The organism is Cobetia sp. 4B, from assembly GCF_018831605.1.
Lineage (GTDB): Bacteria > Pseudomonadota > Gammaproteobacteria > Pseudomonadales > Halomonadaceae > Cobetia > Cobetia amphilecti.
This window is the reverse complement of record NZ_CP059843.1, coordinates 1,436,997-1,461,190: the sequence shown is the minus strand read 5'-3', so window position 1 is coordinate 1,461,190 and position 24,194 is coordinate 1,436,997. Positions and strand designations below refer to the sequence as shown.

The 24,194-nt window shown below is 65.0% G+C and carries 21 protein-coding genes and 1 riboswitch; of the genes, 12 read left to right on the top strand and 9 right to left on the bottom strand.

Annotated features, from left to right (window positions below):
• Positions 1-56: 56 nt before the first annotated feature.
• The 3 genes from H2O77_RS06260 to H2O77_RS06250 all read right to left on the bottom strand — a co-directional run bounded on the left by H2O77_RS06260 (position 57) and on the right by H2O77_RS06250 (position 4,173).
• Entirely contained in the window at positions 57-1,181 is a 1,125-nt protein-coding gene (locus H2O77_RS06260; protein WP_215824183.1) for a GGDEF domain-containing protein, read from the bottom strand.
• Between the two features lie 179 nt (positions 1,182-1,360).
• Positions 1,361-3,070 (bottom strand): potassium/proton antiporter, encoded by a 1,710-nt coding sequence (locus H2O77_RS06255; protein WP_240548729.1) that lies wholly within the window; start codon positions 3,068-3,070, stop codon positions 1,361-1,363.
• Between the two features lie 137 nt (positions 3,071-3,207).
• Positions 3,208-4,173: a hypothetical protein gene (locus H2O77_RS06250; RefSeq protein ID WP_054556746.1), complete on the bottom strand. Its 966-nt coding sequence runs from the start codon at positions 4,171-4,173 to the stop codon at positions 3,208-3,210.
• 185 nt (positions 4,174-4,358) lie between these two features.
• Positions 4,359-4,472, top strand: a riboswitch (TPP riboswitch).
• Positions 4,473-4,530: 58 nt separating this feature from the next.
• Between H2O77_RS06250 and H2O77_RS06245 the strand changes: the two genes are divergently transcribed.
• From H2O77_RS06245 to H2O77_RS06235, 3 genes are all read left to right on the top strand, one after another.
• Positions 4,531-5,283, top strand: a complete 753-nt coding sequence (locus H2O77_RS06245) for an ABC transporter ATP-binding protein (protein ID WP_215824182.1) — start codon at positions 4,531-4,533, stop codon at positions 5,281-5,283.
• The gene (locus H2O77_RS06240; RefSeq protein WP_225347837.1) at positions 5,280-6,047 is read left to right on the top strand and encodes an ABC transporter permease; all 768 of its coding nucleotides are present in this window, start codon (positions 5,280-5,282) and stop codon (positions 6,045-6,047) included. The genes H2O77_RS06245 and H2O77_RS06240 overlap by 4 nt, the downstream gene beginning before the upstream one ends.
• 146 nt (positions 6,048-6,193) lie before the next feature.
• Positions 6,194-7,498: an ABC transporter substrate-binding protein gene (locus H2O77_RS06235; protein ID WP_240548728.1), complete on the top strand. Its 1,305-nt coding sequence runs from the start codon at positions 6,194-6,196 to the stop codon at positions 7,496-7,498.
• Between the two features lie 136 nt (positions 7,499-7,634).
• Here H2O77_RS06235 and H2O77_RS06230 read toward each other — a convergent pair whose 3' ends face one another.
• From H2O77_RS06230 to H2O77_RS06220, 3 genes are all read right to left on the bottom strand, one after another.
• Positions 7,635-8,903, bottom strand: coding sequence for an MFS transporter (locus H2O77_RS06230; RefSeq protein ID WP_215824181.1), 1,269 nt, complete (start codon positions 8,901-8,903; stop codon positions 7,635-7,637).
• Positions 8,900-9,724 (bottom strand): alpha/beta fold hydrolase, encoded by an 825-nt coding sequence (locus H2O77_RS06225; protein ID WP_324692082.1) that lies wholly within the window; start codon positions 9,722-9,724, stop codon positions 8,900-8,902. Before H2O77_RS06225 ends, H2O77_RS06230 begins: the two co-directional genes overlap by 4 nt.
• 182 nt (positions 9,725-9,906) lie before the next feature.
• On the bottom strand, positions 9,907-10,815 hold the full coding sequence (locus H2O77_RS06220) for a LysR substrate-binding domain-containing protein (RefSeq protein ID WP_215824179.1): 909 nt from the start codon (positions 10,813-10,815) through the stop codon (positions 9,907-9,909).
• 214 nt (positions 10,816-11,029) lie between these two features.
• Here H2O77_RS06220 and H2O77_RS06215 point away from each other — a divergent pair, with 214 nt between their 5' ends.
• From H2O77_RS06215 to H2O77_RS06205, 3 genes are all read left to right on the top strand, one after another.
• Positions 11,030-12,082, top strand: a complete 1,053-nt coding sequence (locus H2O77_RS06215) for a YeiH family protein (RefSeq protein ID WP_225996387.1) — start codon at positions 11,030-11,032, stop codon at positions 12,080-12,082.
• A gap of 177 nt (positions 12,083-12,259) precedes the next feature.
• A complete protein-coding gene (locus H2O77_RS06210) occupies positions 12,260-12,526 on the top strand; it encodes a GrxA family glutaredoxin (protein ID WP_043335038.1) in 267 nt (88 codons plus the stop codon).
• A 214-nt stretch (positions 12,527-12,740) separates the two neighbouring features.
• The gene (locus H2O77_RS06205; RefSeq protein ID WP_107335164.1) at positions 12,741-14,498 is read left to right on the top strand and encodes a monovalent cation:proton antiporter-2 (CPA2) family protein; all 1,758 of its coding nucleotides are present in this window, start codon (positions 12,741-12,743) and stop codon (positions 14,496-14,498) included.
• Between the two features lie 144 nt (positions 14,499-14,642).
• On the opposite strand, the gene H2O77_RS06200 is transcribed toward H2O77_RS06205, so the two are convergent.
• Positions 14,643-15,509: a DMT family transporter gene (locus tag H2O77_RS06200; protein WP_240548790.1), complete on the bottom strand. Its 867-nt coding sequence runs from the start codon at positions 15,507-15,509 to the stop codon at positions 14,643-14,645.
• A 149-nt stretch (positions 15,510-15,658) separates the two neighbouring features.
• On the opposite strand from H2O77_RS06200, the gene H2O77_RS06195 reads away from it, so the two are divergent.
• The gene (locus tag H2O77_RS06195; protein WP_215824177.1) at positions 15,659-16,441 is read left to right on the top strand and encodes a DUF1338 family protein; all 783 of its coding nucleotides are present in this window, start codon (positions 15,659-15,661) and stop codon (positions 16,439-16,441) included.
• Positions 16,442-16,915: 474 nt separating this feature from the next.
• Here H2O77_RS06195 and nhaD read toward each other — a convergent pair whose 3' ends face one another.
• Positions 16,916-18,205 (bottom strand): sodium:proton antiporter NhaD, encoded by a 1,290-nt coding sequence (gene nhaD, locus H2O77_RS06190; RefSeq protein ID WP_213114316.1) that lies wholly within the window; start codon positions 18,203-18,205, stop codon positions 16,916-16,918.
• Positions 18,206-18,476: 271 nt separating this feature from the next.
• Here nhaD and H2O77_RS06185 point away from each other — a divergent pair, with 271 nt between their 5' ends.
• The 5 genes from H2O77_RS06185 (at position 18,477) to H2O77_RS06165 (ending at position 23,131) form a co-directional block, all read left to right on the top strand.
• The gene (locus tag H2O77_RS06185) at positions 18,477-19,379 is read left to right on the top strand and encodes an acyltransferase (protein WP_215824176.1); all 903 of its coding nucleotides are present in this window, start codon (positions 18,477-18,479) and stop codon (positions 19,377-19,379) included.
• On the top strand, positions 19,369-20,322 hold the full coding sequence (locus H2O77_RS06180) for a LysM peptidoglycan-binding domain-containing protein (RefSeq protein ID WP_215824175.1): 954 nt from the start codon (positions 19,369-19,371) through the stop codon (positions 20,320-20,322). Before H2O77_RS06185 ends, H2O77_RS06180 begins: the two co-directional genes overlap by 11 nt.
• A 236-nt stretch (positions 20,323-20,558) precedes the next feature.
• On the top strand, positions 20,559-21,716 hold the full coding sequence (locus H2O77_RS06175) for a glycosyltransferase family 1 protein (protein ID WP_043335027.1): 1,158 nt from the start codon (positions 20,559-20,561) through the stop codon (positions 21,714-21,716).
• A complete protein-coding gene (locus H2O77_RS06170) occupies positions 21,688-22,239 on the top strand; it encodes a phosphatase PAP2 family protein (RefSeq protein ID WP_043335024.1) in 552 nt (183 codons plus the stop codon). Before H2O77_RS06175 ends, H2O77_RS06170 begins: the two co-directional genes overlap by 29 nt.
• An 85-nt stretch (positions 22,240-22,324) precedes the next feature.
• Complete coding sequence (locus tag H2O77_RS06165; protein WP_215824174.1) at positions 22,325-23,131, top strand: alpha-ketoglutarate-dependent dioxygenase AlkB; 807 nt, start codon at positions 22,325-22,327, stop codon at positions 23,129-23,131.
• A gap of 132 nt (positions 23,132-23,263) precedes the next feature.
• On the opposite strand, the gene H2O77_RS06160 is transcribed toward H2O77_RS06165, so the two are convergent.
• Positions 23,264-24,160: a LysR family transcriptional regulator gene (locus H2O77_RS06160; protein WP_043334482.1), complete on the bottom strand. Its 897-nt coding sequence runs from the start codon at positions 24,158-24,160 to the stop codon at positions 23,264-23,266.
• Between the last annotated feature and the right edge of the window lie 34 nt (positions 24,161-24,194).

Genomic DNA, 24,194 nt, shown 5'->3' with positions numbered 1-24,194 from the left:
GCAAATCTCTATGCGCAAACCTCTGTGCACAAAACTCTGCGCGCAGTGAATTACGCTCAATTGATGGCGGCGATGCCCGGCCCACCCACGGGGCCCAGCTGGGTGTCACTGACGAAGCCATTGCCGCCGTCCTGCTTGGCGCGGAACAGATTGACGTCGGCCTTGGCGATCAGGCCTTCCAGATCCTTGTCGCCGGACTGGCGCTGAGCGACACCGATCGACAGATTGACATCCAGACTGTTGAGGCCGTCATTGATGACGAACGGCAACGCCGAGGCGCCCTTGCACAGGCGCTCTGCCACCTGATCGACGCGCTCGCCATGCAGCCCCGGGCACAGCAGCACGAACTCCTCGCCGCCATAGCGCCCGACCAGGTCCTCCCCGCGCAGGATGCTGCGCATGCGCCGCACCAGCTCCTTGAGCACCTGATCACCGGCCTGGCGGCCCCAGGTCTCGTTGATCAGCGCCAGATGGTCGACATCCACCATCATCACGCTCAGCGCCCCGTTGTTGATCAACATGCCACGCCCGCTGTCGACCAGCTCGGCGCGACTCAGGGCGCCGGTCAGCTCATCGAAGCGCCCTCCCGTCTCGAAACGCTGCTGCAGGCGCTCCACCGACCAGCCCATCTGCACCAGCACCAGCGTGAAGAAGATGGTCAAGACCCCCAGATTGATGATGCGAAATGCCAGCATCCAGCCGGCGGGCAGCGGATTGGTCGGCCCTTCCAGCATCAGGATGATATAGGCCAGCAGCGGCATGCTCAGGCAGGCGGCACACAGCAGAACGCGCCGCATGAACGACATGCGGATCGAGTAGATGCACAGCAAGGCGCCGAAGTAGAAGTAGTCGAACCCGGCCTCCGAGCCGAAATAGCGCAGCGAGAAGCTGATCTGCGCGCAGGTGCCCAGCGCCATCAGCGTGGCCGCCAGGGCTTCACGGCGAGCACGGTGCAGCTGCAGACAGACCAGATCGACGATCAGCATCGCCAGATTCAGCGCCAGAATGCCCATCTCGCCCAGCCACAACAGCAGGATGGCGTAGAGCAGATGGCAGCTGACCGCCAGCACGTAGACCACGTTGAAGGTGGCATGAAAGGTCTTCTCATCCGCCGTGAGTCCGGGCGGGAATTGCTCGAATCGTCGCAGAAAGCCCGCGAGATGAGGATGTGGGCTGGCCATGTAGTCACCTCCTTGTCGCTGGCCACAATCGGTGGCCAGGCGCTGTCACGGACAAATTGGCCTGACATCAACAGAATACGATATTGATGAGTCCAAACACGACGCCCCCATTACACGCAGTGCAATGGGGGCGTCGTAGTGTGTGAAGCGCAGGCGCAGGCCCTGACACAGATTCAGGCTCAGTGCAGTCGCAGGCCGACCTTGGTGATGCGATTGCCTTCCACCTCGTTCACCACCCAGTGGATACCATGCCAGTCGACATCGTCGCCGACCACCGGCACCCCGCCGACTCGCCGGGTGATGAATTCGGCGATGGTCAGGTGGTGCTCGCCCTGGGAGAGCGTCAAGCCGTAGACATCGGCGATATCCTGCATGTTGGCATCGCCTTCCAGCGTGAAGGTCCCGAAGAAGGCGCGTTGCTCGTGCTGCAGACTCTCGCCGTTGAACATGCGGTTGAGACTCGGCACATCACACGAGCGCCCCACCACGCACAGCACATCCTGCTGATGCAGGCAGGTGCTGCCCTTAGGGTGGATCAACACCTTGTTGCGGAACAGCGCCCCGACCTTGGCCCCCGACGGGAAGCGCAGCATGCGCAGCGCCACGCCTTCCAGCGCCGTGTTGTCGACGCGATAGACCAGCATCTCGTAGTCATTGACCGGCATGATGCCGAGCAGGTTGCGGCGACTGGGCTGTGCGCCCGGCGGCACCACCACCCGCAGCTTGCGCGCCATCGGCGCCAGCGACGAGCCCTGCACCAGCAGCGAGATGATGACCACGAAGAAGGCGACATTGAAGTAGAGACCGGCATTCTCGACCCCGGTGATCACCGGGAAGATCGCCAGCACGATCGGCACCGCCCCTCGCAGCCCGACCCAGCTGATGAACCACAGCTCGCGCCAGCGGAAGCGGAAGAACGGCTTGAGACACAGGATGACCGCCAGCGGGCGCACCACCAGAATCAGCGCCACGCTGAGGATGGCGGCCGGCAGCGCGAACTGCAGCATGGTCGAGGGCGAGACCAAAAGGCCCAGCATCAGGAACAGCACGATCTGCGAGAGATGCGCCATACCATCATGCACCGGCAGGATGTGCTCCAGATGCCGCCCGGGGTGATTGCCGATCATCAGGCCACACAGATAGATGGCAAGGAAACCGCTGCCACCCATCTCGTTGGTGGTGGCGAAGAGGCTCAGGCCCAGCGCCAGCGCCAGCAGCGAATAGAGGCCGGGCGCGAGGTCCAGATAGCGCATCAGACGGGCGATCAGCCAGCCGCCGGCGATCCCCATGGCGGCGCCGACACCGAACTGCAGCAGGAAGCTCATGATGCCCGACGCGACGCCGGAGAGCTGACCGGTCAGAATCTCGGCCAGCGTGATGGTCAGGAAGATCGCCATCGGGTCGTTGGTGCCGGACTCGATTTCCAGCGTCGCACCGACACGCTCATTGAGGTGAACGCCCTGACCGCCCAGCAGCGAGAAGACCGCCGCGGCATCGGTGGAGCCGACGATGGCCCCGACCAGCAGGCCTTCGATCAGGGTGAGATCAAACAGCCACATGGCCAGAAGGCCCACCAGGCCGCTGGTCATGAAGACCCCGACGGTGGCCAGCACCAGTGCCGGTTTCAGGCCGGCACGAAACGTGGACAGCCGCGTGCGCAGGCCGCCATCGAGCAGGATGAGCGCCAGCGCCAGATTACCGATCATGTAAGCGGACGAGGCGTCATCGAACTGGATACCCAGCACGCCATCTTCACCCGCCAGCATGCCAAGGCCGAGGAACAGCAGTAGCAGCGGCATGCCAAGACGCGCCGAGACGCGGCTGGCCAACACGCTCAAGGCGATCAGCGTGCCTGCCAGCAAGAAATAATAATTCAGGTTCTCTACCACGAGTGCTCCCCCGCCAAGCCCTACATCAGATCTCGAGTGACGTCCACGACGACTCACCCACAGTATTCCATGTCAGCGATGGGGCTGCAGAGAAATTTCACACCTTTCATGTACTTGCAGCGTGCAGCACGCGGATTTCACGCCAGGCTGCGCGGCGAGACCCAGGCAGGGGCTGCCGCAAGCTCAGCATAAGACCGCGGACCGAAGGCCTCCATCGCCCACAACAGCGCACGACACAGCTCACGCTGGCCATCGAGATCGATCATGCGCCCATGGCGCGAATAGCCCTTCATGAAGGCCTGACGCTGCTCCGGCGTTTCCAGCAGCAACTCCACCAGCGCCCAGTCGAACTCGATCGGGGCCCACACCAGCGCCTCCCAATCGCTCCATACCCAGCCAGTGGCGGCGCACAGATATTGATCGGCGCGCATGTCCGGCAGACACCACACCGCGCGAGTCGGTGCCGGGAAGGTGCGCTTGAGCAGCGTGCCAAGCTCCGCGCGACGCGGGTGATGGGCGAGAAAGCGCGTGACGCGGGTATTCCAGTGCAACAGCGGCATCGGCTGCGCCAGCGGCTGGCCGAAGCCCGACACCGTGTCCTGATGCAGGCGACCGAGCTGGTCGCCGAGCAGCTCACAGAAGGTAATGCTGAGATCACTCGGCTGCCCGCTGGACCACGGCAGATGCCAGATGGGCGCGCCATCGAGGCGCCCCAGAAAGGTCAGGGGCAGTGGCGGAATCGGCAGGCGCGCGGGCAAGGCGCCCGCCAGTCGCGTCAGGCCCTCCGGCGTCGCCCAGCGATCGGCACCGAAGACCCCGCGCATGGCGCGCCAGAAGGGGTCATGGTCTGGGCCGGTGCGCGCCAGCTTGATGAGGCCGGGCGTGCCGCCACGCTGGCGCCATAGCCAGTTGGCGCTATCCGGCCAGGCGAGTGCCAGCGGCTCGAGCGGTTGACCCAGATAGGTCGAGAGCCGTCGGGTCAGTGACTCCTCGGGCCAGCCCCTGGGCACGGGACGCGGCTCGCCCACGGCCTCAGCCGTACTCGGCCGCCGTGGGGGAACGGGATAACTGGAACAGGTCGAGAGATCCGGTGTGTCGGGCATGATGATCTCCTAGGGCTACACGTCTTGTTACAGTAAACCTCAGCATACCCAAGGCGTGGCACATCGGCATAGTCCGTTTCGCACGCCACCTCTGCCCTGCCCACCTCTGCCCTGCTCACCGGACCCGCCCCCCGCCCCTGACCCGCGTCGGACAAGACACCGGCAAGAGAGTGACGTTACACTGTCGACCTGGATGGGGGTGCCCGAGGATGGGCTGAGAGCCGCAGCGATACGTCGCGCGACAACCCCTGGAACCTGATCCGGTTGATACCGGCGGAGGGAATCCCCGACGCGTGCCCTGCACGGCGCGTCACCTGCTTCCTCCTGCCGGCACGCCGCCTGACCACGGAATTGCCTGTGTCGCTGGGACTCACCCTCAACAACGCACGAATCGATTACGCCGGCCACACGCTGTTCCGCGATATCTCCGCGCGTCTGGAAGCCGGTAGCTGGACGGCACTGCTGGGACGCTCCGGCTGCGGCAAGAGTTCGCTGCTGCGCCTGCTGGCCGGCCTGGAAATGTCAGATCTCCACCAGCTCGACCTCGCCACCGATGACGGTCAGCCGCTGACCGACCGCGTGGCCTGGATGGCGCAGCAGGACCTGCTGCTGCCGTGGCGGCGCGTCATCGACAACCTGTGGCTGGGCGATGACCTGCGCCGACGGCCGCGCAATCGCAAGCTTGCCCATGAGCTGCTGGCCGCGGTCGGGCTTGAGGGCCGTGAGCAGGCCTGGCCGGACGCCCTCTCCGGCGGTCAGCGCCAGCGCGTCGCCCTCGCCCGCACGCTCTACCAGCAGGCGCCGGTCGTGATGATGGACGAGCCGTTCTCGGCGGTGGATGCCATTACCCGTCTGGAGCTGCATGATCTGGCCAGCCGCCTGCTCAAGGGCCGCACCGTCCTAATGGTGACCCATGACCCGCTGGAGGCATTGCGCCTCGCCGATCAACTGCTGGTGCTGCGCCCCTCGAGCCTCCCGGGCCACGGCGCCGAGCTGGAACGCCTGCCGGGGCTTGGCGCCGCACGCCCGGTGCCGCTGGATGACCCGGCCCTGCCAGCGGCGCAGGCACAACTGATCGCCCGCCTGCGTGATAGCGAGGAGGCCGCATGAAACGTCTGCACGCCATGCGTCACCTCGTCATCAGCGCGCTGCTCCTGCTGGGGCTTTGGCAGCTGATCATTGCCGTTACCGCCGTACCGCCCTACATTCTGCCCACGCCGCAGGCCGTGCTCGAGGTGCTGATCGAGAAGGCGCCGCTGCTGGCCCATCACGCTGGCGTCACCATCAGCGAGATACTGGCCGGGCTGGTGCTGGGCATTCTGCTCGGCCTTGCCACCGCGCTGGCGCTGGCCTTCATTCCCCGCCTGCGCCGCACGCTGCTGCCGATGCTGCTGATCAGTCAGGTGATACCGCTATTCGCGATCGCGCCGCTGCTGGTGCTGTGGCTCGGCTATGACATGCTGTCCAAGGTGGTGATGGCGACGCTGATCATCTATTTCCCGGTCGCCTCCACCGGCTACGACGGCCTGCGTCAGACCCAGCAGGGCTGGCTGGATCTTGCCCATACCCTGGGTGCCAGCCCATGGCGCCGACTGATCCACATCCAGCTGCCCGCCGCGCTGCCGGCACTGGCCTCCGGCATACGCATGGCCGCGACCGCCGCCCCCATCGGCGCCGTCATCGGGGAATGGGCCGGTGCCAGTCAGGGGCTGGGCTATCTGATGCTCAACGCCAACGCGCGCATGGAAATCGACCTGATGTTCGCCGCCCTGCTGGTGCTGGTCGCCTTCTCCCTGCTGCTCTATTTCTCGCTGGATGCGCTGCTGCGCGCCCTGATGCCCTGGCACCGCGACCGGCTGACACGCCTGAGCTGACACGCCGGGGCTTCGAGTAACTACCGCAAGACCGCAAGATCGCGTAACCGAAAGACGCAACGACGCTCGACACAAATTGCATGAGCCTGACGACTGCCGCCCACGAACGGCAGCACCACTACCCTGTGATCACAAGGAACTCCGCCATGTCTCTTTCGTCATCGGCGCCACGGCGCAAAGCGCAGCCGACACGTTCACCACGTGCCTCGCTGCTGTCCACCGCCTTCGCCACCCTGCTGACCACGCTGTGCCTGAGCAGCCTGCCAGCCACCGCCATGTCGGCCCACGCCGCCGAGGCAGAAGCCGCCACCAGCACCCAGTCAGCGCCGGAAATCGTCGCTCAGCAGGCCGAGGTCGGAGTGAACGGCGACTCGGCCGCCTCCGCGCCGGTGGCAAGCCAGGAAGCCGTGGAAGCGACCGCCGGCGCCGCCGAACAGGCGAAGAACGGTGCTGAACCGGCCGCGGATGCCCCGCCAGCCGCCAGCGACGAACAGAGCGCTGATGCTGACTCAAAGGGCGCCGCCAATGACGCTACCAAGGACGCTGCCACCGCCGAGAAGCCGCTGACGCAGTTCAAGGTCATGCTCGACTGGTACACCAACCCCGGCCACGCCCCGCTGGTGCTGGCGCAGGAGCTGGGCCTGTTCAAGAAGCACGGCCTTGATGTCGAGCTGATCGCTCCCGCCGACCCGAGCGTGCCGCCCAAGCTGGCCGCCGCCGAGCGCGTCGACATCGCCATCAGCTATCAGCCGCAGCTGCACCTGCAGATCGATCAGGGTCTGCCACTGGTGCGTATCGGCACCCTGGTCGCCACGCCGCTGAATGTGGTGGTGGTGCGCGCCGACAGCGACATCCAGTCGATCGCCGACCTCAAGGGCAAGCGGGTCGGCTACTCGGTCGGCGGTGTCGAGGAAGTGCTGCTCTCCACCATGCTGCAGCACAGCGGCCTGACGCTGGATGACATCACGCTGACCAACGTCAACTTCTCGCTGACGCCGTCACTGCTGACGCGCAAGGTCGATGCCGTCACCGGCGCCTTCCGCAACTTCGAGCTGGCCCAGATGGCCCAGGAAGGCGTCAAGGGCCGCGCCTTCTACATCGAGGAAGAAGGCGTGCCGACCTATGACGAGCTGATCTTCGTCGCCAACAGCGACAGCTACGAGCGCAAGCAGGCCCAGTACGCCGGCTTCCTCGCCGCCGTCGGCGAGGCCACCGCCTGGATCATCAATCACCCGGACCAGGGCTGGGAGATGTTCCGCGACTCCGATCCGGCACTGGATACCGAGCTCAACAAGGAAGCCTGGTACGCCACCCTGCCGCGCTTCGCGCTGCGTCCTGCCGCGCTGGATGCCGGCCGCTACCGTGACTTCGAGGACTTCCTGTTCGAACGCGGCATGATCAAGAAGCGCCAGTCGCTGAGCCATCTGGCCGTCGACGTCAACGCGCCCTGAGGCGTTGAGCGCCCAGAGCTCTTGAAACGCTGAGCGCTTGCGCGCCCCATGCAAAACGCCCTGTCGGAGATTCCGACAGGGCGTTTTGGGTTCAGGACCGGCTCGCTCTCGCCGTCTTGTGCCTATTTGACAAGCGCTAGCGGCGTGCCAGGCGACGCGACAGCCACAGAATCTGCAGCGGCTGGATCACCAGCGCGATCATCAGCACCGCGACCAGCAACGGCATGCCTTCCAACGCGCCGCTCGGGGTGCTGACCAACAGTCCGGCGCCCACATAGCTGCCGGCGGCGGAGCTCAGATGCTGCACGGCACTCTGGGTGCTGGTGAAGGCCGCTCGCTCGTGGTCGGCGGGAATGAAGCTGTTGAGCGTATTCTGGGTCACACGCCGCGCCGACGAGAACAGCATGTAGGCGCCGAAGCCGATCCAGATCAGCGACGGCCCCGGCGAATGCAGCAGGAAGGCCCAGCCGACCAGCGCCGTCATCAGGCAGGTGATGGTGCCCGGCCAGACACAGCCATAGCGATCACACAGCCGCCCCGTCAGCTGCATGCCGACCAGCGACAGGCCGCCACCGATCATGTAGAGCCCACCGAGATCCTCGCGCGGCAGGCCCAGATTGAACAGCAGATAGCTTGCCAGGTTGGGAATCACCAGGAAGTTGCTGAACATCGCCGTCGCGATCAGCGCCAGCCCCAGGCGATGATCGGGCTGGGCCAGGATGTTCAGGATCGTGGTGCCCTTGCGGCTGCGCTGACGTGTCTCGGGGTTATCGAGATGGCCGCGGATCGGCGGCAGTATCCAGGCCAGCAGCCCGCACACCAGCAGTGCCAACAGTGCCACGGCGCGAAATGGCGCCTGCCAGCCGAAGCCCTGCGACAGCCACAGCGCAAACGGCAGCCCCAGCACCGAGGCCACCGAGAAGGCGCCCATCACCAGGCCCATGGCACGCCCCCGGCGTACCCCCGGCACCACGTCGATCACGATGGCCAGCGCCGTCGCCGCCGCCGGACCGCCGAACAGTCCGCCCAGCATGCGCGCCGCCAGCAGGGTCTCGAAGTCGGTGGCGAAGCTGGCGATCAGGTGACAGAGCGCCGCGCCGAACAGGAAGCCCAGCACCGCCCAGCGGCGATCGAAGCGATCGGCGTGTCGCGTCCACAGCAGAGTGCCCACCGCGGCAGCCAGCGGATAACTGCCGACGATATAGCCGAGGTGATCCAGCGGAATGCCCAGCGAGGTGGCAAAGTCGGGGCCCAGCGCCATCACCATGGTGAAGCCCATGATGACGGCGAACTGCAGCAGGGTGACCAGCGCCACCACCAGGCGCTCGTGGGTGGTCACCGGCGGGATGACCCGCTCGCTCGCGGCCGGCTGACGATTTTCGGAGTGGCGGCTCGGCGTACTCAAGCGCGCGCGACGCGATCAAGGAACGCCACCACCGCCTGCTGGAACTCGCTGGCACGCTCGGCGTGCAGCCAATGGCCGGCCTCCAGCGAGTCATCTTCCAGCGCAGGGAAGTGCTCGCGCATCGTCGCCAGGCCCTCGGACTGCACATAGTTGGAGCGCGAGCCCCACAGCAGCAATGCCGGCAGCTCGATTGGCCCCTGGCCGTGCGGCGCCTCGACGATCTGCGGGTAGCCCGCCGCGATATGGTCCAGCCCGACGCGCCAGCCCATGGCGCCATCGTCGAGACGCACCAGATTGGTGGCGAGGAACTGGCGGATGGCCGGGGTATCGACATGCTGCGCCATCACCGTGTCGGCCTCCTTGCGTGAGGCCGGGCGCGCGTCACGCACTGCCTCGAAGGCGGCAAAGATATCGTCATGCCCGTGGCCATAGGCGACCGGCGCGATATCGGCGACCAGCAGACTGCGCAGACGCTCGGGCGCCTCGAGCGCGACCTGCATGGCGACCTTGCCGCCCATCGAGTGGCCCAGCAGGTCACAGCGCTCGATGGCGAGGCGGTCGAGCAGCGCGATGACATCCGCGGCCTGCTCGGGGTAGCTCATGCCGGCCACGTGCGGGCTGCGGCCGTGGTTGCGCAGATCCACCGCGATCACGCGGCGTGTCCGCGACCAAGACTTGATATGCGAACGCCAGTTGTCGGCACTGCCGAACAGGCCGTGAAGAATGACCAGCGGCGTCGCGTCCTGCTGGCTCGTTGTCTGTTCCTCGGCGCCATCACGAGCATCGCTCTCGTGGTAATAAAGCTCGACCGTTGTGCTCATCATCATCTCCATGGACGCTAGACAGACCGTTACGCTCCCCGTGGCTCAGGCGCAGTAGTTCAGGCGCGGTAGCTCAGGCGCGGTAGCTCATGGCTCAGCGGCGTGGCTCGGCGGCAGCCGGCTCGCGGGGAGCGCCTATGTTAGCAAACTATCAAGCGCGCGGCGGCTCCGTCCTCGACGCCTCAGCGCGGGCTGGCTTCCAGATAGACCTTGACCGCCTGCCACAGCGGGCTGCGGTAACGCTCCGGGTGCCACAGCATCGAGAAGCGCCGCTTCAGGTTGAGCTGGGGCGTGCCCAGCACCACCAGCTCGCCACGCGCGATCTCGGCCGCCACTGACAGCCGCGACAGACACCCCAGCCCCAGCCCGGCGAACACGGCCTGCTTGATGGCCTCGTGCTGGCCCAGCTCCATGCGCACCTTGAGGCGCTCGATCCGCCCGTGCAGTGCACGCTCGAAGACCGCCCGCGTGCCCGAGCCCCCCTCGCGCAGAATCCAGTCGGCCGTGGCGAGGTCCTCGTCGCTGAGCGCCACGCCACGCACGGCCAGCGGATGGCTCGGCGGCGCCACCACCACCAGCTCATCCTCGCGCCAGGTCTGGCTCATCAGGCGTGGCGCATGGCAGTCGCCCTCGATCAGGCCGAGTTCGGCGTCATAGTTGAGCACCGCCTCCACCACCTGATGGGTATTGCGCAGACGCAGGTTGAGCTCGGTGCCCGGATGTTCGCGCATGAAGGCCCCCGCCAGCCCCGGCAGCAACCAGGTGCCGATGGTGGCGCTGGCGGCGATTTCCAGCTCGCCGCGCAGGTTGCCATCCACCACGCCGGGCTCACGCGCCTCCAGCTCCAGCGCGTGGGTCTGCTCCAGCAATTGCTCGGCGCGCGCCAACAGGCGGCGGCCATTGGCGTTCAGGGCCAGGCGGCGACCGAGGCGCTCGAACAGCTGCACCTCGAGATGACGCTCAAGCTCGGATAGCCCCTGACTCGCCGCCGATTGCGACAGGCCGATCTCGCGCGCCGCGGCGCTGACGGAGCCGTGGCGGGTCACCGCCACGAACACTTGCAACTGGCGCAGCGTGATGTGGATCTGCATATCGGTTTTTCCGGTATGTAATAAAAGAATAATCGACTAACTGCCGAATAATATTCCCGAATAGACTAATCATCAAACCAGAGACACTAAGCAAGCGACGCAGACTCAAGCGCCCTTGCCGATGACAGCCGTGCACCCCACGCCAGCGCACGACCCATAACAAGACAGGCCATGTTCCGCACGGGATAGGCCACCTTCCTCAAGGAGAATGCTCATGGACGCACAGACCCTGACTCCCCCCGCCACTGCCGAGCGCTTGCGCCGCATGTTGCCGGGCCTCGCCCTGTGTGGCGGCCTGACCCTGGTGGGACTGGCACTGCATTCCATTCCGGCGCTGGCCTCCACCGGCATCAGCCCGCTGGTCTTCGCCCTGCTGTGCGGTATCGTGGTCGGCAACCTGCCGATCACCAGCCGGCACGCCGCGGCGCTCTCCCCGGGGCTGCATATCGCGACCAAGAAGCTGCTGCGTCTCGGCATCATCCTGTTCGGCCTCTCCATCACCCTGCAGCAGATTCTCGGCCTGGGCTGGAGCGTCGTCTTCCTCGATGTGCTGGTGATCACCGCGGTGCTGAGCAGCGGCTACTTCATCGGCACGCGCTGGCTGGGGCTGGACCGCGACACCGCACTGCTGACCAGTGCCGGGTCCGCCATCTGTGGCGCCGCGGCGGTACTGGCGACCGAATCGATGATCAAGGCACGCCCGGCGGCCACCGCCATGGCCGTCGCCACGGTGGTGCTGTTCGGCTCGCTGGCGATGCTGGTCTACCCGCTGCTCTACCCGCTGAGCGGCATGCATGAAGGCCTGTTCGGCATCTATATCGGTTCCACCATCCACGAGGTCGCTCAGGTCGTGGCCGCCGGGGAAGCGGTCGGCCCGGACGCCCTGGCCAATGCGCTGATCGTCAAGTTGATGCGCGTGATGATGCTGGTACCCTTCCTGCTGCTGTTGCCGAAGCTGTGGGCCATGCGCGCCCGCACCGAAGGTGATGACCGCGAGACCGGCGGCAGCATGACGATTCCGTGGTTCGCGCTGGGCTTCATCGCCATGGCCGGCATCAACAGTACCGGCGAGATCCCGGCGGCAGTGCACTCAAGCCTCTCTACCCTTGGCAGCGTGGCACTGACCATGGCCATGGCGGGCCTGGGCGTCGAGACTCGCATCGATCGTCTGCGCTCACTGGGCATGAAGCCTTTCCTGCTCGCGCTGATCCTGTTCACGCTGCTGATCGTCGGTGGCTTTGGCGCCAATCTGCTGCTGATGGGCTAATCCTCAGCACGGCAGTGATTGATTGCCCCAATGACTTTGGTAGTACGGCTCAATTGGCAAACCCGGGCAGGCTCAAGCACAATGGCGGTCATCCATTACTCACCGGCAGTGCCGGCGCCATTTTCTCGGCCCACCCAGTACGGGCTGAACGAGAGTCACGAACCTTAGGAGAGTCTCATGCTTGCAGTCATTTTCGGTCGTCCGGGTTGCCCTTTCTGTGTCCGCGCCAAGGACCTCGCGGAAGAGCTCACCGCCAAGCGCGATGATTTCGACTTCCGCTACATCGACATCCATGCCGAAGGCATCAGCAAGGCCGACATGGAAAAGACCATCGGCAAGCCGGTCGAGACCGTGCCGCAGATCTTCGTCGATCAGACCCACATCGGTGGCTTCACCGAGTTCAACCAGTACGTGCAGGACGAAGCTCTGATGCCGCAGGCCTGATCGCCGCCATCAGCCGCTTCACTGCTGAAGCCCCCGCCATTGGCGGGGGCTTTTTTGTGCCTGAGTCACCGCCTCCCGCCCCTGGTCACGACACTCACTCGCACCACCGCGCTGTGCGCAAGGTCGCGTCTTGCGCACCTTGCCGCTTGCGACAAAAGGAGGGGCCAGCGACAATCGCTGCCTTCTCCGCCCGTGTATGCACAAGGACACGCACATGAACATGTTGATGGAAGGCGCCGTGCTGCTGGGGTGCGCGGTGGTTGCCGTGCCACTTTTCCAGCGTCTGGGCCTCGGCTCCATCCTGGGCTATCTGGCCATCGGGGTACTGCTGGGTCCGTCGTTGATCGGCTTCATCTCGGAGCCTGGCGAAGTGCTGCACTTCGCCGAATTCGGGGTCGTCATGCTGCTGTTCATGATCGGGCTGGAGCTGGAGCCCAAGCGCCTGTGGGACATGCGCCTCAAGCTTGCGGGCCTGGGCAGCGCCCAGATGCTGCTGTGCGGCGCCCTGCTCACCCCTGTCGGCCTGTGGCTGGGGCTGGAATTGCCCGCCGCCGTGTTGCTGGGCCTGATTCTGGCGCTGTCCTCGACCGCCTTCGCGCTGCAGGTATTGAGCGAGAATCAGCAGCTGGCGACGCCGCACGGCCAGTCGACCTTCGCCATCCTGCTGTTCCAGGACCTGGCGGTGATCCCGCTGCTGGCCCTGATGCCGCTGTTCGCTGACAACTTCGATGCCTCCACCGGCACCAACTGGATCGGCATCGCCAAGGGCATCGGCATGATCGCGGCGGTCATCATCGTCGGGCGCCTTGTCGTGCCGCGCCTGCTCAAGATGGTCGCGCGCAGCGAGATCCACGAGATCTTCACCGCCGCGGCCTTGTTCGTGGTGATCAGCACGGCGCTGCTGATGGAATGGGTGGGCCTGTCCATGGCCCTGGGCGCCTTCCTGGCCGGGGTGCTGCTGGCCGATACCGTCTACCGTCACGAGCTGGAAGCCAACATCGAGCCCTTCAAGGGGCTGCTGCTGGGGCTGTTCTTCATGGCCGTGGGCATGTCGGTCGACGTGTCGCTGGTGATGGAGCGTCCGCTGACCGTGCTGGCGCTGACGCTGGCGCTGATGTTCGGCAAGGTCATCGTCATCACGCTGGTCGGACGCGTCGCACGCCTCAAGATGGCCGAGGCCCTGCCGCTGGCCGCGGTCCTGTCACAGGGTGGTGAGTTCGACTTCGTGCTGCTGACCGCCGGCATGGCCGCCGGCATCTTCGATCAGACCCTCACCAGCCTGGTGATCAGTGCGGTGACCCTGTCGATGGCTGCCACGCCCTTCCTCTATCGCTATGCCCGCCACCTCGGCGCCACCAGCGAAGCCAAGCGCCCCTATGACGAGGACTTCGGTGAGGAAACGCCGCAGGTGGTGATCGCCGGCTTCGGCCGCTTCGGCCAGATCAGCGCGCGCATGCTCAAGAGCCAGGGCATCAACTTCACCGCCCTTGACCCCAATATCACCCAGGTCGAATTCGTGCGTCAGTTCGGGTCGCGCATCTTCTACGCCGATGCCAGCCGCGCCGAATTGCTGCGGGCGGCGGGTGCCGAGCAGGCCAGGATCATGCTGGTGGCGGTCGATGATGCCGAGACCTCGACAGGCATAGTGCGCATGGTGCGCCATCAATTCCCGCACCTGAAGCTGTTCGTGCGTGCCCGTAACCGCCACCACGCCTGGGAGCTGATGGAACTGGGCGTGGAGCACGTGATTCGTGACACCTATGCCAGCAGCCTGGAGATGGGCGGAGAATTGCTGGTGGCGATGGGCTATCCCAGTGCTCGCGCAGCGGAAGTGGCGCGTGCGTTCCGGGAAATGGATGACAACATGCTCAAGCAGAACTACGAGCACCGTCACGACCAGAAAGCGCTCGTCAACAGCGAGCAGGCCGCCATGGTCGAGCTCAAGCGTCTGTTCCAGAACAATCAGGACTGACGTTGCACGACTCGCCAGAGCGCTCAGTCGCGCCTGAAAAGACACAAGGGCCGCCCCGGCAGGGGCGGCCCTTGTCGTTGGGGCACTCGGCAACACCTTGCGTGCAGACCCGCTTCCTCGAAAGGCGAGCGGCCCGAGGCCTGCTCAGCCCTGCGACAGGCGGTGGGACGTCAGGCGTGCCCGCCACTGCGGGCCGAACAGATAGGCACACAGCCCTATCACGATCAGCAAGGCCCCGGCGAGCACACGACTGGAGATCAGCTCGTCATTGAGCACCGCGCCCAGGCTCATGGCGAAGATGGGGGTGATCAAGGTCGCCAGCGCCACCGTACTGGCCGACAGGCGTGACAGCACGAAGTAGTAGCACAGGTAGCCGATCAGCGAGCCGAAGATGCCAAGATAGAGGATGGCCGCCATCGGACGCCCCTCCGGCAGGGCCTGCGGCACGCCATCGACGATCAGCGCACACACCAGGTAGAGCGGCAGCGAGACCAGCAGCGCACCCTCCGTCTGCACCAGCGGATGCAGCCCAGCCCGCTCGCGCTGCACCAGTACCCCAGAGGCCGCGAAGCAATTGACGGCCAGCAGCATGGTCAGCACTCCCTTCCAGCTGCCCGGCGGCAACGCCAGGGAATCCGAGACCGCGACGGCCAGTCCACTCAATGCCAACGCAAACCCCATCCACTGCAACTTGTCAAGTGGAGCACTTTTCAACCACCAGCGTGCATAAAGCCCTGATAGCAAAGGTGCCAGTCCAAACAGTAACGACATGATACCGCTTGGTAACCAGGCCGCAGAGAGATAGGCGAAGTACATGCCACCCCAGATACCCAGAGCGGCTGCCGAGTAGCTGCGCAGCGCCCCCCGCGAAAGGTCCATTTTCAGTCCCATCATGCGTAACAATGGGTAACCGAGGCATGCGGCAATTAACATTCTGCCCATCGCCGACCAGGCAGGCAGCCAGCCAGAGGCGCTCCACGAGATGGCCAGCGGTGTCGTCGACCACACCATGAGAACCACGCAATACGCCACCAGCACTGGCATTTTTACTCTCCGATCAAGAAACGCGAAAAAACGGATAATGGCGTTGAATACCCCTTTGCACGACTACCTATAATCGCTCCAGCACTGAGGTCATAGGGGCCGTCCAAGGAGGCATCATGCAACGCAAGGAATTCCAACAGCAGCTATGGCTGGACTTCGTCCACCGCCATCCCGACATCGGGGCGCTGGATATCTGGCCAGACAGCATCAACCCTGAATATCTGATGTTCCTGACGCTGAATCAGGGGCCTTTCAGAAGCGAGAAACTGTTACCCAGCCTGTATCACCAGGGCTATCGCCGCGTGAAACAGTACGCCATGGCCGACCGCGGCCTGCTGGTCGATCTGCTGCTTCCCCCGGATGGTGGCGCTGCCGTCATGCTGGCGGAACTGCAGGCCAACAGCCTGCCGCCGATGCACCGCGACCTGCTCAAGCGCCTGATCAGTCAGAGTCATCGTGATGACTGCAAGGGACAGAACCTGCTCGCGCCCTGCCGTCCGTGGGACATGCCGGACTGGCCGACCTTCGAGCGCCTGCTCGAGGCCAACCCGCTGGCTGCCTGGCTCTCCGTGATGGGGCCGCGCCTGCACCATGTCGGCTTCAATGCCGAAGAGCTTGGCGAAACGCTGGAAGCGGTCTGCGAGGGCATGCTGGCCTACGGCATGGCACCGCAGACCGGGCGCCATCATGCGGTACTGCCCATCAATCCCAAGCTGCAGTATCACTACTACCCGGCCCACGCCCAGCGCATGGTGTTCGCGGATGGTGACGAGCATATGGTGGTACTGGGCGGCATCGCCCTGCTGGCGACAGCACCGATGACGACTCAGCAAGAAGGGAAGCAGCGTCCCGCAGAACAACTGCTGCCGGAACATACGCTGTGCCAGCTCAGCGCGTAACAACTTCTTGGCAGCACTGCGCAATGAGATGAGTCGCATTCAGCCCCCTGCGCATGCGTAGGGGGCTCTTGTGTTCAGAGGGTGACATGACCTGTCATGCCATACCCTTCACACCCTCTCTTGCCATCACTCTTCATGGCATCACCCCATGATGTCATCACTGCACGACTCGCCGCTTTCCCCCGCCGCTTTCCCCCGCCATGCCTGCGCCTTGTGTCTGAGCCTCTAAACCTAACGTCGCAGACAGGTTATCAACAGAAGCTGTGGAAAAAGCTGTGAAGAATCTCTGTACATCTAGGTATCGCCATCGAGATCAGGCGAACGCAGACAGATTGATCAAAAATTGATCAGTCGTCCGCAAACAGCGCCAATTCCCCTTCCGACCACGCATCTGGCAGTGCATCAGACAGTGGGTCAGGCGGCCACTGCGGCAGCGGCTGTGGCCGTAGTGAACACACCCAGCAACCCTCCATATCAGCCTAGAGACGAGAGCGCCAATGTCACTGGCGTGTTCGTGATCTGCCCGCCCAGCCAGTATGCCCCCAGATAGCCCACGCTGTAGGCCAGCAACAACGCCGGGAAGAAGCGCAGATAACTCATGAAGCTCACCTCGCGCACCTTGGAAAGCGCGATCACCCCGGCGGCGGAGCCAATCACCAGCAACGAGCCACCCACGCCTGCGGCATAGGTCAGCGCCAGCCACTCCGCATCGTTCATGCTGACATCCGCCTTGAGCACTGCGGCGGTCAGCGGCACGTTGTCCACCAGCGCCGAGAGCAGCCCGACCAGATAATTGGCCTGCATCGCCGGCATCAGGGCGTAGAGCTGTGCCAGGCCTTCCAGCAGACGAGCTTCCTTGAGCGCCCCGACCATCAGCAGGATGCCGAGGAAGAATAGCAATGTATCGAATTCGATAATACGAATGTAATCAAGTATGCGGCGCTCTTCGCTGTCGCTGCGTCGTTCGGCGACATGCCCGAGCAGGAACATCAACGACATCCCGAACAGGAAGGTCAGCAGCGGCGGCACGCCAAACAGCACGTTGAGCCCGAGGGTCGACAGGATGGTGGCCAGAAACAGCCAGGCGACCAGACGATCAAGACGCCGGGTCTCACGCGGCTCGCGCACCAGATTCACCTCGCCTCCCAGCCCGGGCAGCAGTAACGTCGCCAGCAGCATCACGCTGAGGAAGGACGGCAGCGCCAGCAGCATCAGCTCGCTGATGCGCACCTTGCCCGCCAGGAAGATCATCAGCGTGGTCACGTCCCCGGTGATCAGCGCCACGCCGCCGGAGTTGACGGCGAATACCGCCAGCACCGCAAAGCGCAGCGTCTTCTTCGGCGCCAGGCCCAGCGACAGCACCAGGGTCAGCGATACCAGCGTCGCCGTGATGTTGTCGGCCAGCGATGAAAAGGCGAAGGCAAAGAGCCCCGTCAGATACAGCAGGCCGCGCTCCCCGATGCGTTTCGGCAGCAGGCGGTAGATCAGATTGGCGATCAGCCCCTTGGCATTGAGGAAGGCCACGAAGGTCATCGCCGCCATCAGAAACAGCCACAAGGTGGCGATCTCGAGCAGGTTCTCGTTCAAGGCCTCGGGGACATCATCCACCGCCAGGGCCGCGGGGCCGAAGATGAACAGCAGCAACCAGCTGAAGGTGCCCAGCAACAAGGTCGTCTTGGCCTTGTTGAGATGGATCACATCCTCGATGGCAATCAACACGAAGGCGGCCAGCGCCAGCCCGATCAACAGTCCCTGCAACCACATGCCACTCTCACTCCCTGAGATATCGTCGCGCAGCGGCGGCGATGATTGACGGTGCCCGGCGTGACTTCAACGTGAACCCTGCCACGACCTTTCCCTTGCACCGACCCGTCACACGACCGGCAATGCATCTCATCACAGCTGCGTGCGCCCCGCCATTCGACCTGAGGGGCGTTCGATTCGTGCAACGCAGGGTTGCCATCCCCCACGCAAGCGGGGTGGGCATCCACTCTTGGGTGAATTACGATGGCGCCACCTGATGAAGGAGTCATGCATGTCGAGTATCAGAGGTGTCATCAGCCTTGTCTTTCTGATCATCAATACCCTGTGCTGGGCGCTGCCGCTTTACCTGCTGGCCGCACTCAAGCTGATCACGCCATCGCGTCGCCTGCAGTTGCACATGCTGGAGGGGCTCAACCGCCTCGCCATGGGCTGGATCGGCACCAACAACCTGTGGATTCGCCATGTGCTGCGCCCGCGCTGGGACATCCACGTGCCGCCATCGCTGCGCGATGGGTCCGCCCGACGTCGCTGGTGGCTGGTGATCGCCAATCATCGCAGCTGGACTGACATCTTCGTTCTCCAGTACGCCCTGCATCGTCGCACGCCGATGCCCAAGTTCTTCCTCAAGCAGGAGCTCATCTGGGTACCGGTGATCGGCCTTGCCTGGTGGGCGCTGGAATTCCCGTTCATGCGCCGTTACAGCCGGCAGAAACTGGCCAGCAATCCGCGGCTCGCCGAGCGTGATCGCGAAGCGACGCGACGCATGTGCGAGCGCTCGCGTCAGGCGCCGATGGCGATCTTCAACTTCGTGGAAGGCACTCGCTTCACGCCCGCCAAGCACAACCAGCAGCAAAGCCCTTTCCAGCACCTGCTCAAGCCGCGTGCCGGCGGCAGTGCCCAGGTGATCAACACGCTTGGCGATCGACTTTCCGGTATTCTGGATGCCACCCTCGATTACCGGCATGCCGATGCCAGTTTCTGGCAGTTCCTGTGCGGTCACGGGGGCGACATCACGCTCGTCATCACTCAGCGGCCGTTGGAGCCCTGGATGCTGGACGGCAACTATCATGCGGACGCCGCCTATCGCGAGCGCTTCCAGCAATGGCTCAATCAGGTCTGGAAGGACAAGGATGCCCGACTGTCACGTGCAGGGAATGACATTGATGAACACTGAATACGGCCTGAATGCCGCGGACTTCTCGGCACGAGCGCAGGCCGAACCTGACGTGAACCGTCCACTTCTGCAGCATGCCGGCCTCGCGCTGCGCTGGCTGGCGCTGATCTGTCTCGGCCTGTGGCTGAGCGGCTGCGCGACCGGCAGCTACTCCGGCTCGCCGGCCGGCCAGTGGGTCACCATCCAGAAGGGCGATACCCTGGGGCAGATCGCGCGCGATGCCGACATTCCCCTGCTGCGCCTCACGCGCTTCAATCCGGGCGTCAAGATTCGTGACCTCAAGGTCGGTCAGCGCATCCTGGTGCCCACCGCGCGTGAGCGGGCGCCCTCCGGCGGCCCGTATCGCTATCAGCTTCGCCCCGGCGACACCTACTCCAAGGTCGGGCGCTATTTCGGTGCCAGCCCGCAGCGCATTCAGGCCGCCAACCCCGGCAAGGACCCCAATGATCTCGATGTCGGCATGCTGATCTCGGTGCCGCTCAACGGTGGCCCGAGCCGCAGCGCCCCGGCCGCGCGCGCCAGCGGTGGCAGCCTGGTCGCCCGCCCGGACCCCGGCCCGCTGCAGAAGCCGGGCCAGTCATGGCGCTGGCCTGCCGCCGGCAGCGTGACGCGTGAATTCGGCACCAACGGCAATGGCCAGCTGGCGCCCATGCAGATTCGTACCGCCGCCAGCGGCATCGCCAGTGCACCGGCGCGGGGCGAAGTGCGCTTCGCCGACTCCATGCGCCAACTGGGCAACGTGGTCATCCTGCACCACTCCGGCAACCTGCAGAGCGTGCTGGCCCAGTGCGGCGAGATTCTGGTCAAGGTGGGTCAGCAGGTCACTCCGGGCACGCCGCTTTGTCGCGTCGCACGCGGCAACAACGGTCAGCATGAATTGCTGTTCGACGTGCGCCACGGCGGCAAGCCGATCGACCCGCGCGAGATTCTCGAGAAGCGCTGAACCAGCGTTGCTTCACGGCGCCAGCCCGACATGGCGCCACCTCCAATCCCCGCCAGATGACGACAGCGCCGGTGCCACGCCGGTGACTGTCGTCCTTGCTTGACGATTCATGAGACAACCCTCATACCTCTGAGTTGTGAGGGGTTGAGGGTGTGTCATCGCTTCGTCACCTGCTTGTTATGCCGCCGTCACTCCCTCTCTCGATAATGACCACAATAGTCATCTAGGGAGACGTCATGGAGCGCATTGCCTTCGTCAGTGAAACCTGGCATCCGGAGATCAATGGCGTGGCTCATACCTTGAGTCATCTGTGCGATCAACTCATCGCACGCGGCTGTGAGCTCCAACTCATTCGTCCCGCCACCCGAGATGGCAGCCTGGAGCCGCGTGTCCAGCAGGAGCTTCAGGTACGCGGCTTCCGCCTGCCCGGATATGACACCGTGCAGGTCGGCGTGCCGGCGCCGCAGCGCCTGATGCGCATGTGGCGCGAGCATCGCCCCTCCGTCGTCTATATCGCCACCGAAGGCCCGCTGGGCATCAGCGCGCTGATGGTCGCCCGCCGTCTGGGCCTGCCGGTGGTCGCGGGCTTCCATACCAATTTCGATCAATACAGCACCCACTACCGGCTCAAGGCGCTACGCCCGCTGGTGCGGCGCGGCCTGCGCCGCTTCCACAACGCCGCCAACATGACGCTGGTACCGACCCGCACCCAGGCAGACAGCCTGATGCAGCAAGGTTTCGAGCATGTGCAGGTGGTGGGACGCGGCCTGGATTGCGAGCGCTTCTCGCCCAGTCATCGCAGCGAAGCATTGCGCAAGTCATGGGGCGTCAGCTCACAGCAACCCGTCGCGCTGCACGTCGGACGCCTGGCCGCCGAGAAGAACATCGAGCTGCTGATCCGCACCTATGAGGCCATGCTGGCCGTGCAACCGGACCTCGCCCTGGTGCTGGTGGGAGACGGCCCGCTGCGCGAGCGCCTGGAACAGCGCCTGCCCGAGGCGATCTTCGCCGGCTTCCAGACCGGTGAGGCGCTGGCCGCCCATTACGCCAGTGCCGACCTGTTCGTCTTCCCGTCACTGTCGGAGACCTTCGGCAATGTGGTGCTGGAAGCCATGGCCAGCGGACTGGCCGTGATCGCCTTCGATTACGCGGCGGCCGCCGAGGTGATCCGCGATGATCACCAGGGCCTGCTGGCGCCCTGCAGCCAGCCGGAGCGCTTCATCGAACAGGCGGTGGAGGCCTGCCAGCGGCCGGCCCGCATCGCCAGACTGGGACGTGCCGCCCGCGTGCGCGTCGAACCATTGGGCTGGAGCCGCATCGCCGAGGGCTTTCTGACCTGCCTGCGTCACGCCGAGGAGAAGCCCGATGCACGATCGCAGCCTTCCCGTCTTTGAGCGACTGGACCTTCTGGAGTGGCGCCTGTGCCGCCAGGTCGCGCGCCTGGCGCTGTTCCGGCCGATACTCACCCTGTTTCGTATCGTCTCGCGCCTGGGTGACTGGCCGGTGTGGGCGCTGCTGACGCTGAGCCTGCCGCTGCACCATGCCATGGGCGGCTGGCTGTTTCTGGAATTCGGCCTGGCGGCTGGTGCCGGGGCACTGCTCTACCGCGCGCTCAAGACACGGCTGTGTCGGGAACGCCCGTTCATCACTTTCAATACCATCAACTGCACCATGCCGCCGCTGGACCGCTACAGCTTTCCCAGCGGTCACACCCTGCATGCTGCCCTCTTCGCCAGCCTGACCGCTCAGCAGCTGCCGGAGCTTGCCATCCTCGTCACACCGCTGGCACTGCTGATCGCGCTTTCCCGGGTGATCCTTGGCCTGCATTACGTCAGTGATGTGCTGGCCGGCGCGCTGCTGGGGCTGGGCCTTGCCGAGGTGGCCATCCTGACCTTCGAGGCGCTGCTGACGACCTGACACTCGCGAGGCATGCGTCAGCCCGGGGTCGGCGCGAATCGAGAGCCACTTGCCCAACCTGACGCGGCTCTGGCACTCTCGCCGCATGACGACTCCTTCTGCTGGCGATGATCTCTTCGCCGCCCTCTCGACCTCTGATTCGACGTCCGCGGCTGATGGGGCTGCGCGCCAGGCGGCGCATGGCTCGGCCCGGGCAGCTCGCCCGCGCGAGCTGCCCGATGACTGGCTAACCCTCGCGCACGGCTGGTACCGCCACCCGCTGCATCCGCTGTATCTCAAGCCGCGCGCCCTGACGCCGCTGCAGGCCGATCAGGCCCTCGTCACGCTGGAGGGCGATCTCGACTGGCAGCGCCCCAGCCTTAGCGTGCATGGCAAGACGCACCCGATTCCACGCCGCCAGGTGTGGATGGGCGATGTCGGCGCCCGCTATCGCTACTCCGGCAGCCTGTTCGAACCCAACCCCTGGCACATGACCGCCTGGCAGCTGGGCGAGCTGTCGCGTCATGCCATCAATCACGAGCTCAGCCCGCAACGCGATGACCTGGGACGCAGCGAGCCCGTGATCCCGGAGCATTTCAACAGCCTGCTGGCCAATCGCTACGCCGATGGTGCCGACCGCATGGGCTGGCACAGCGACAACGAGCCGGAACTGGGCACACGCCCGATCGTGCTCGCCATCTCGCTGGGACGAGAGCGCCCCCTGCGCTTCAAGGGCCATCCGCGCAGCCCCTATGCCGACACGCCGGCGTTCAACCTGTGGCTGCCACACGGCTCGCTACTGGTGATGGGCCGTGGCTGCCAGGACCGCCTCCATCATGCGCTGCCACCACGCAAGCTGGAGGGGCTGCGCATCAGCCTGACCTATCGCCAGCTGCTGACGCCCTCGCGCTGAGGTCATCTTTCTTGTGCACTCTGCTTTCTCTCTTCTCGCTCTCCCCTTGCCTTCTTCCTACCCTCTTCCTGCTCTAACGCCTTCTTTGTTGTCCCTTTTGGTTGTCCCTTCCAGCGTCACTGCGCCCCGGGGTCAATCCGCCGACGGGTAACGCGCGCGCAGGGTCTCCAGCATCGCCTGTACCGCCACCGACAGCTCATGGCGGCCGCGACGGATCACCCCGACCCGCTGCTGAATCTCGGGGCCTGTCAGCGGCAGACACTGACAACCCAGCGCACTCATCTGCGCCGCGCTCATCGCCGGCACCGCGCTGACGCCCAGACCTTCCGCCACCATGCGCCCACAGGTGACCAGCTGGTGGGTCTCGAAGGCGACATGCAGCGCCATGCCTGCATCCTCGAGGCGCTTCTCGAGCATGCGACGCACCCCCGAGGGCCGCTGCAGCGTGATGAAGTCTTCCTTGAGCAGCCGTGACCACTCGATGGAGGTCGGCGCCTCTGCCAGCAAGGCATGGCCGGGGGGAATGATCGCCACATAGCGGTCCTCGAACAGCAGCTCGAACACCAGGTCCTGACGCACGCCGGGGTCGAAGCAGATCCCCAACTCGACGCGGCCATCGGTGACCCGCTCGACCACCTCTTCGGCGATGACGTCGTTCACTTCGATGGTGATCTCCGGATATTGGCGGCGAAAATCGGCCAGTACCCCGGGCAGCAGATTGCCGGCGAACGTCGGCATCGCGGCCAGGGCCACGCGGCCGCGCCCGAGACTGAAGCGCTGCCGCATCTCATCCTCGGCATGCTCCCAGTCCGACAGCAGGCGCCTGGCCAGCGGGAAGAAGGCGCGCCCTTCCGGCGTCAGACTGACCTGTCGGGTCGAGCGCTGAAACAGGCGCCCGCCCAGCGACTCCTCCAGATTCTTGACCGCCAACGACAGGGCCGGCTGCGAGAGATGTACCAGCGTGCCCGCCTCGGCGAAGGACAAAGTGCGCGCCACGGCCACGAAGGCCTTCAGCTGTTTGAGAGTCATGTCGTGTCCTGTATCGGGGGTGTTTCAAGAGATG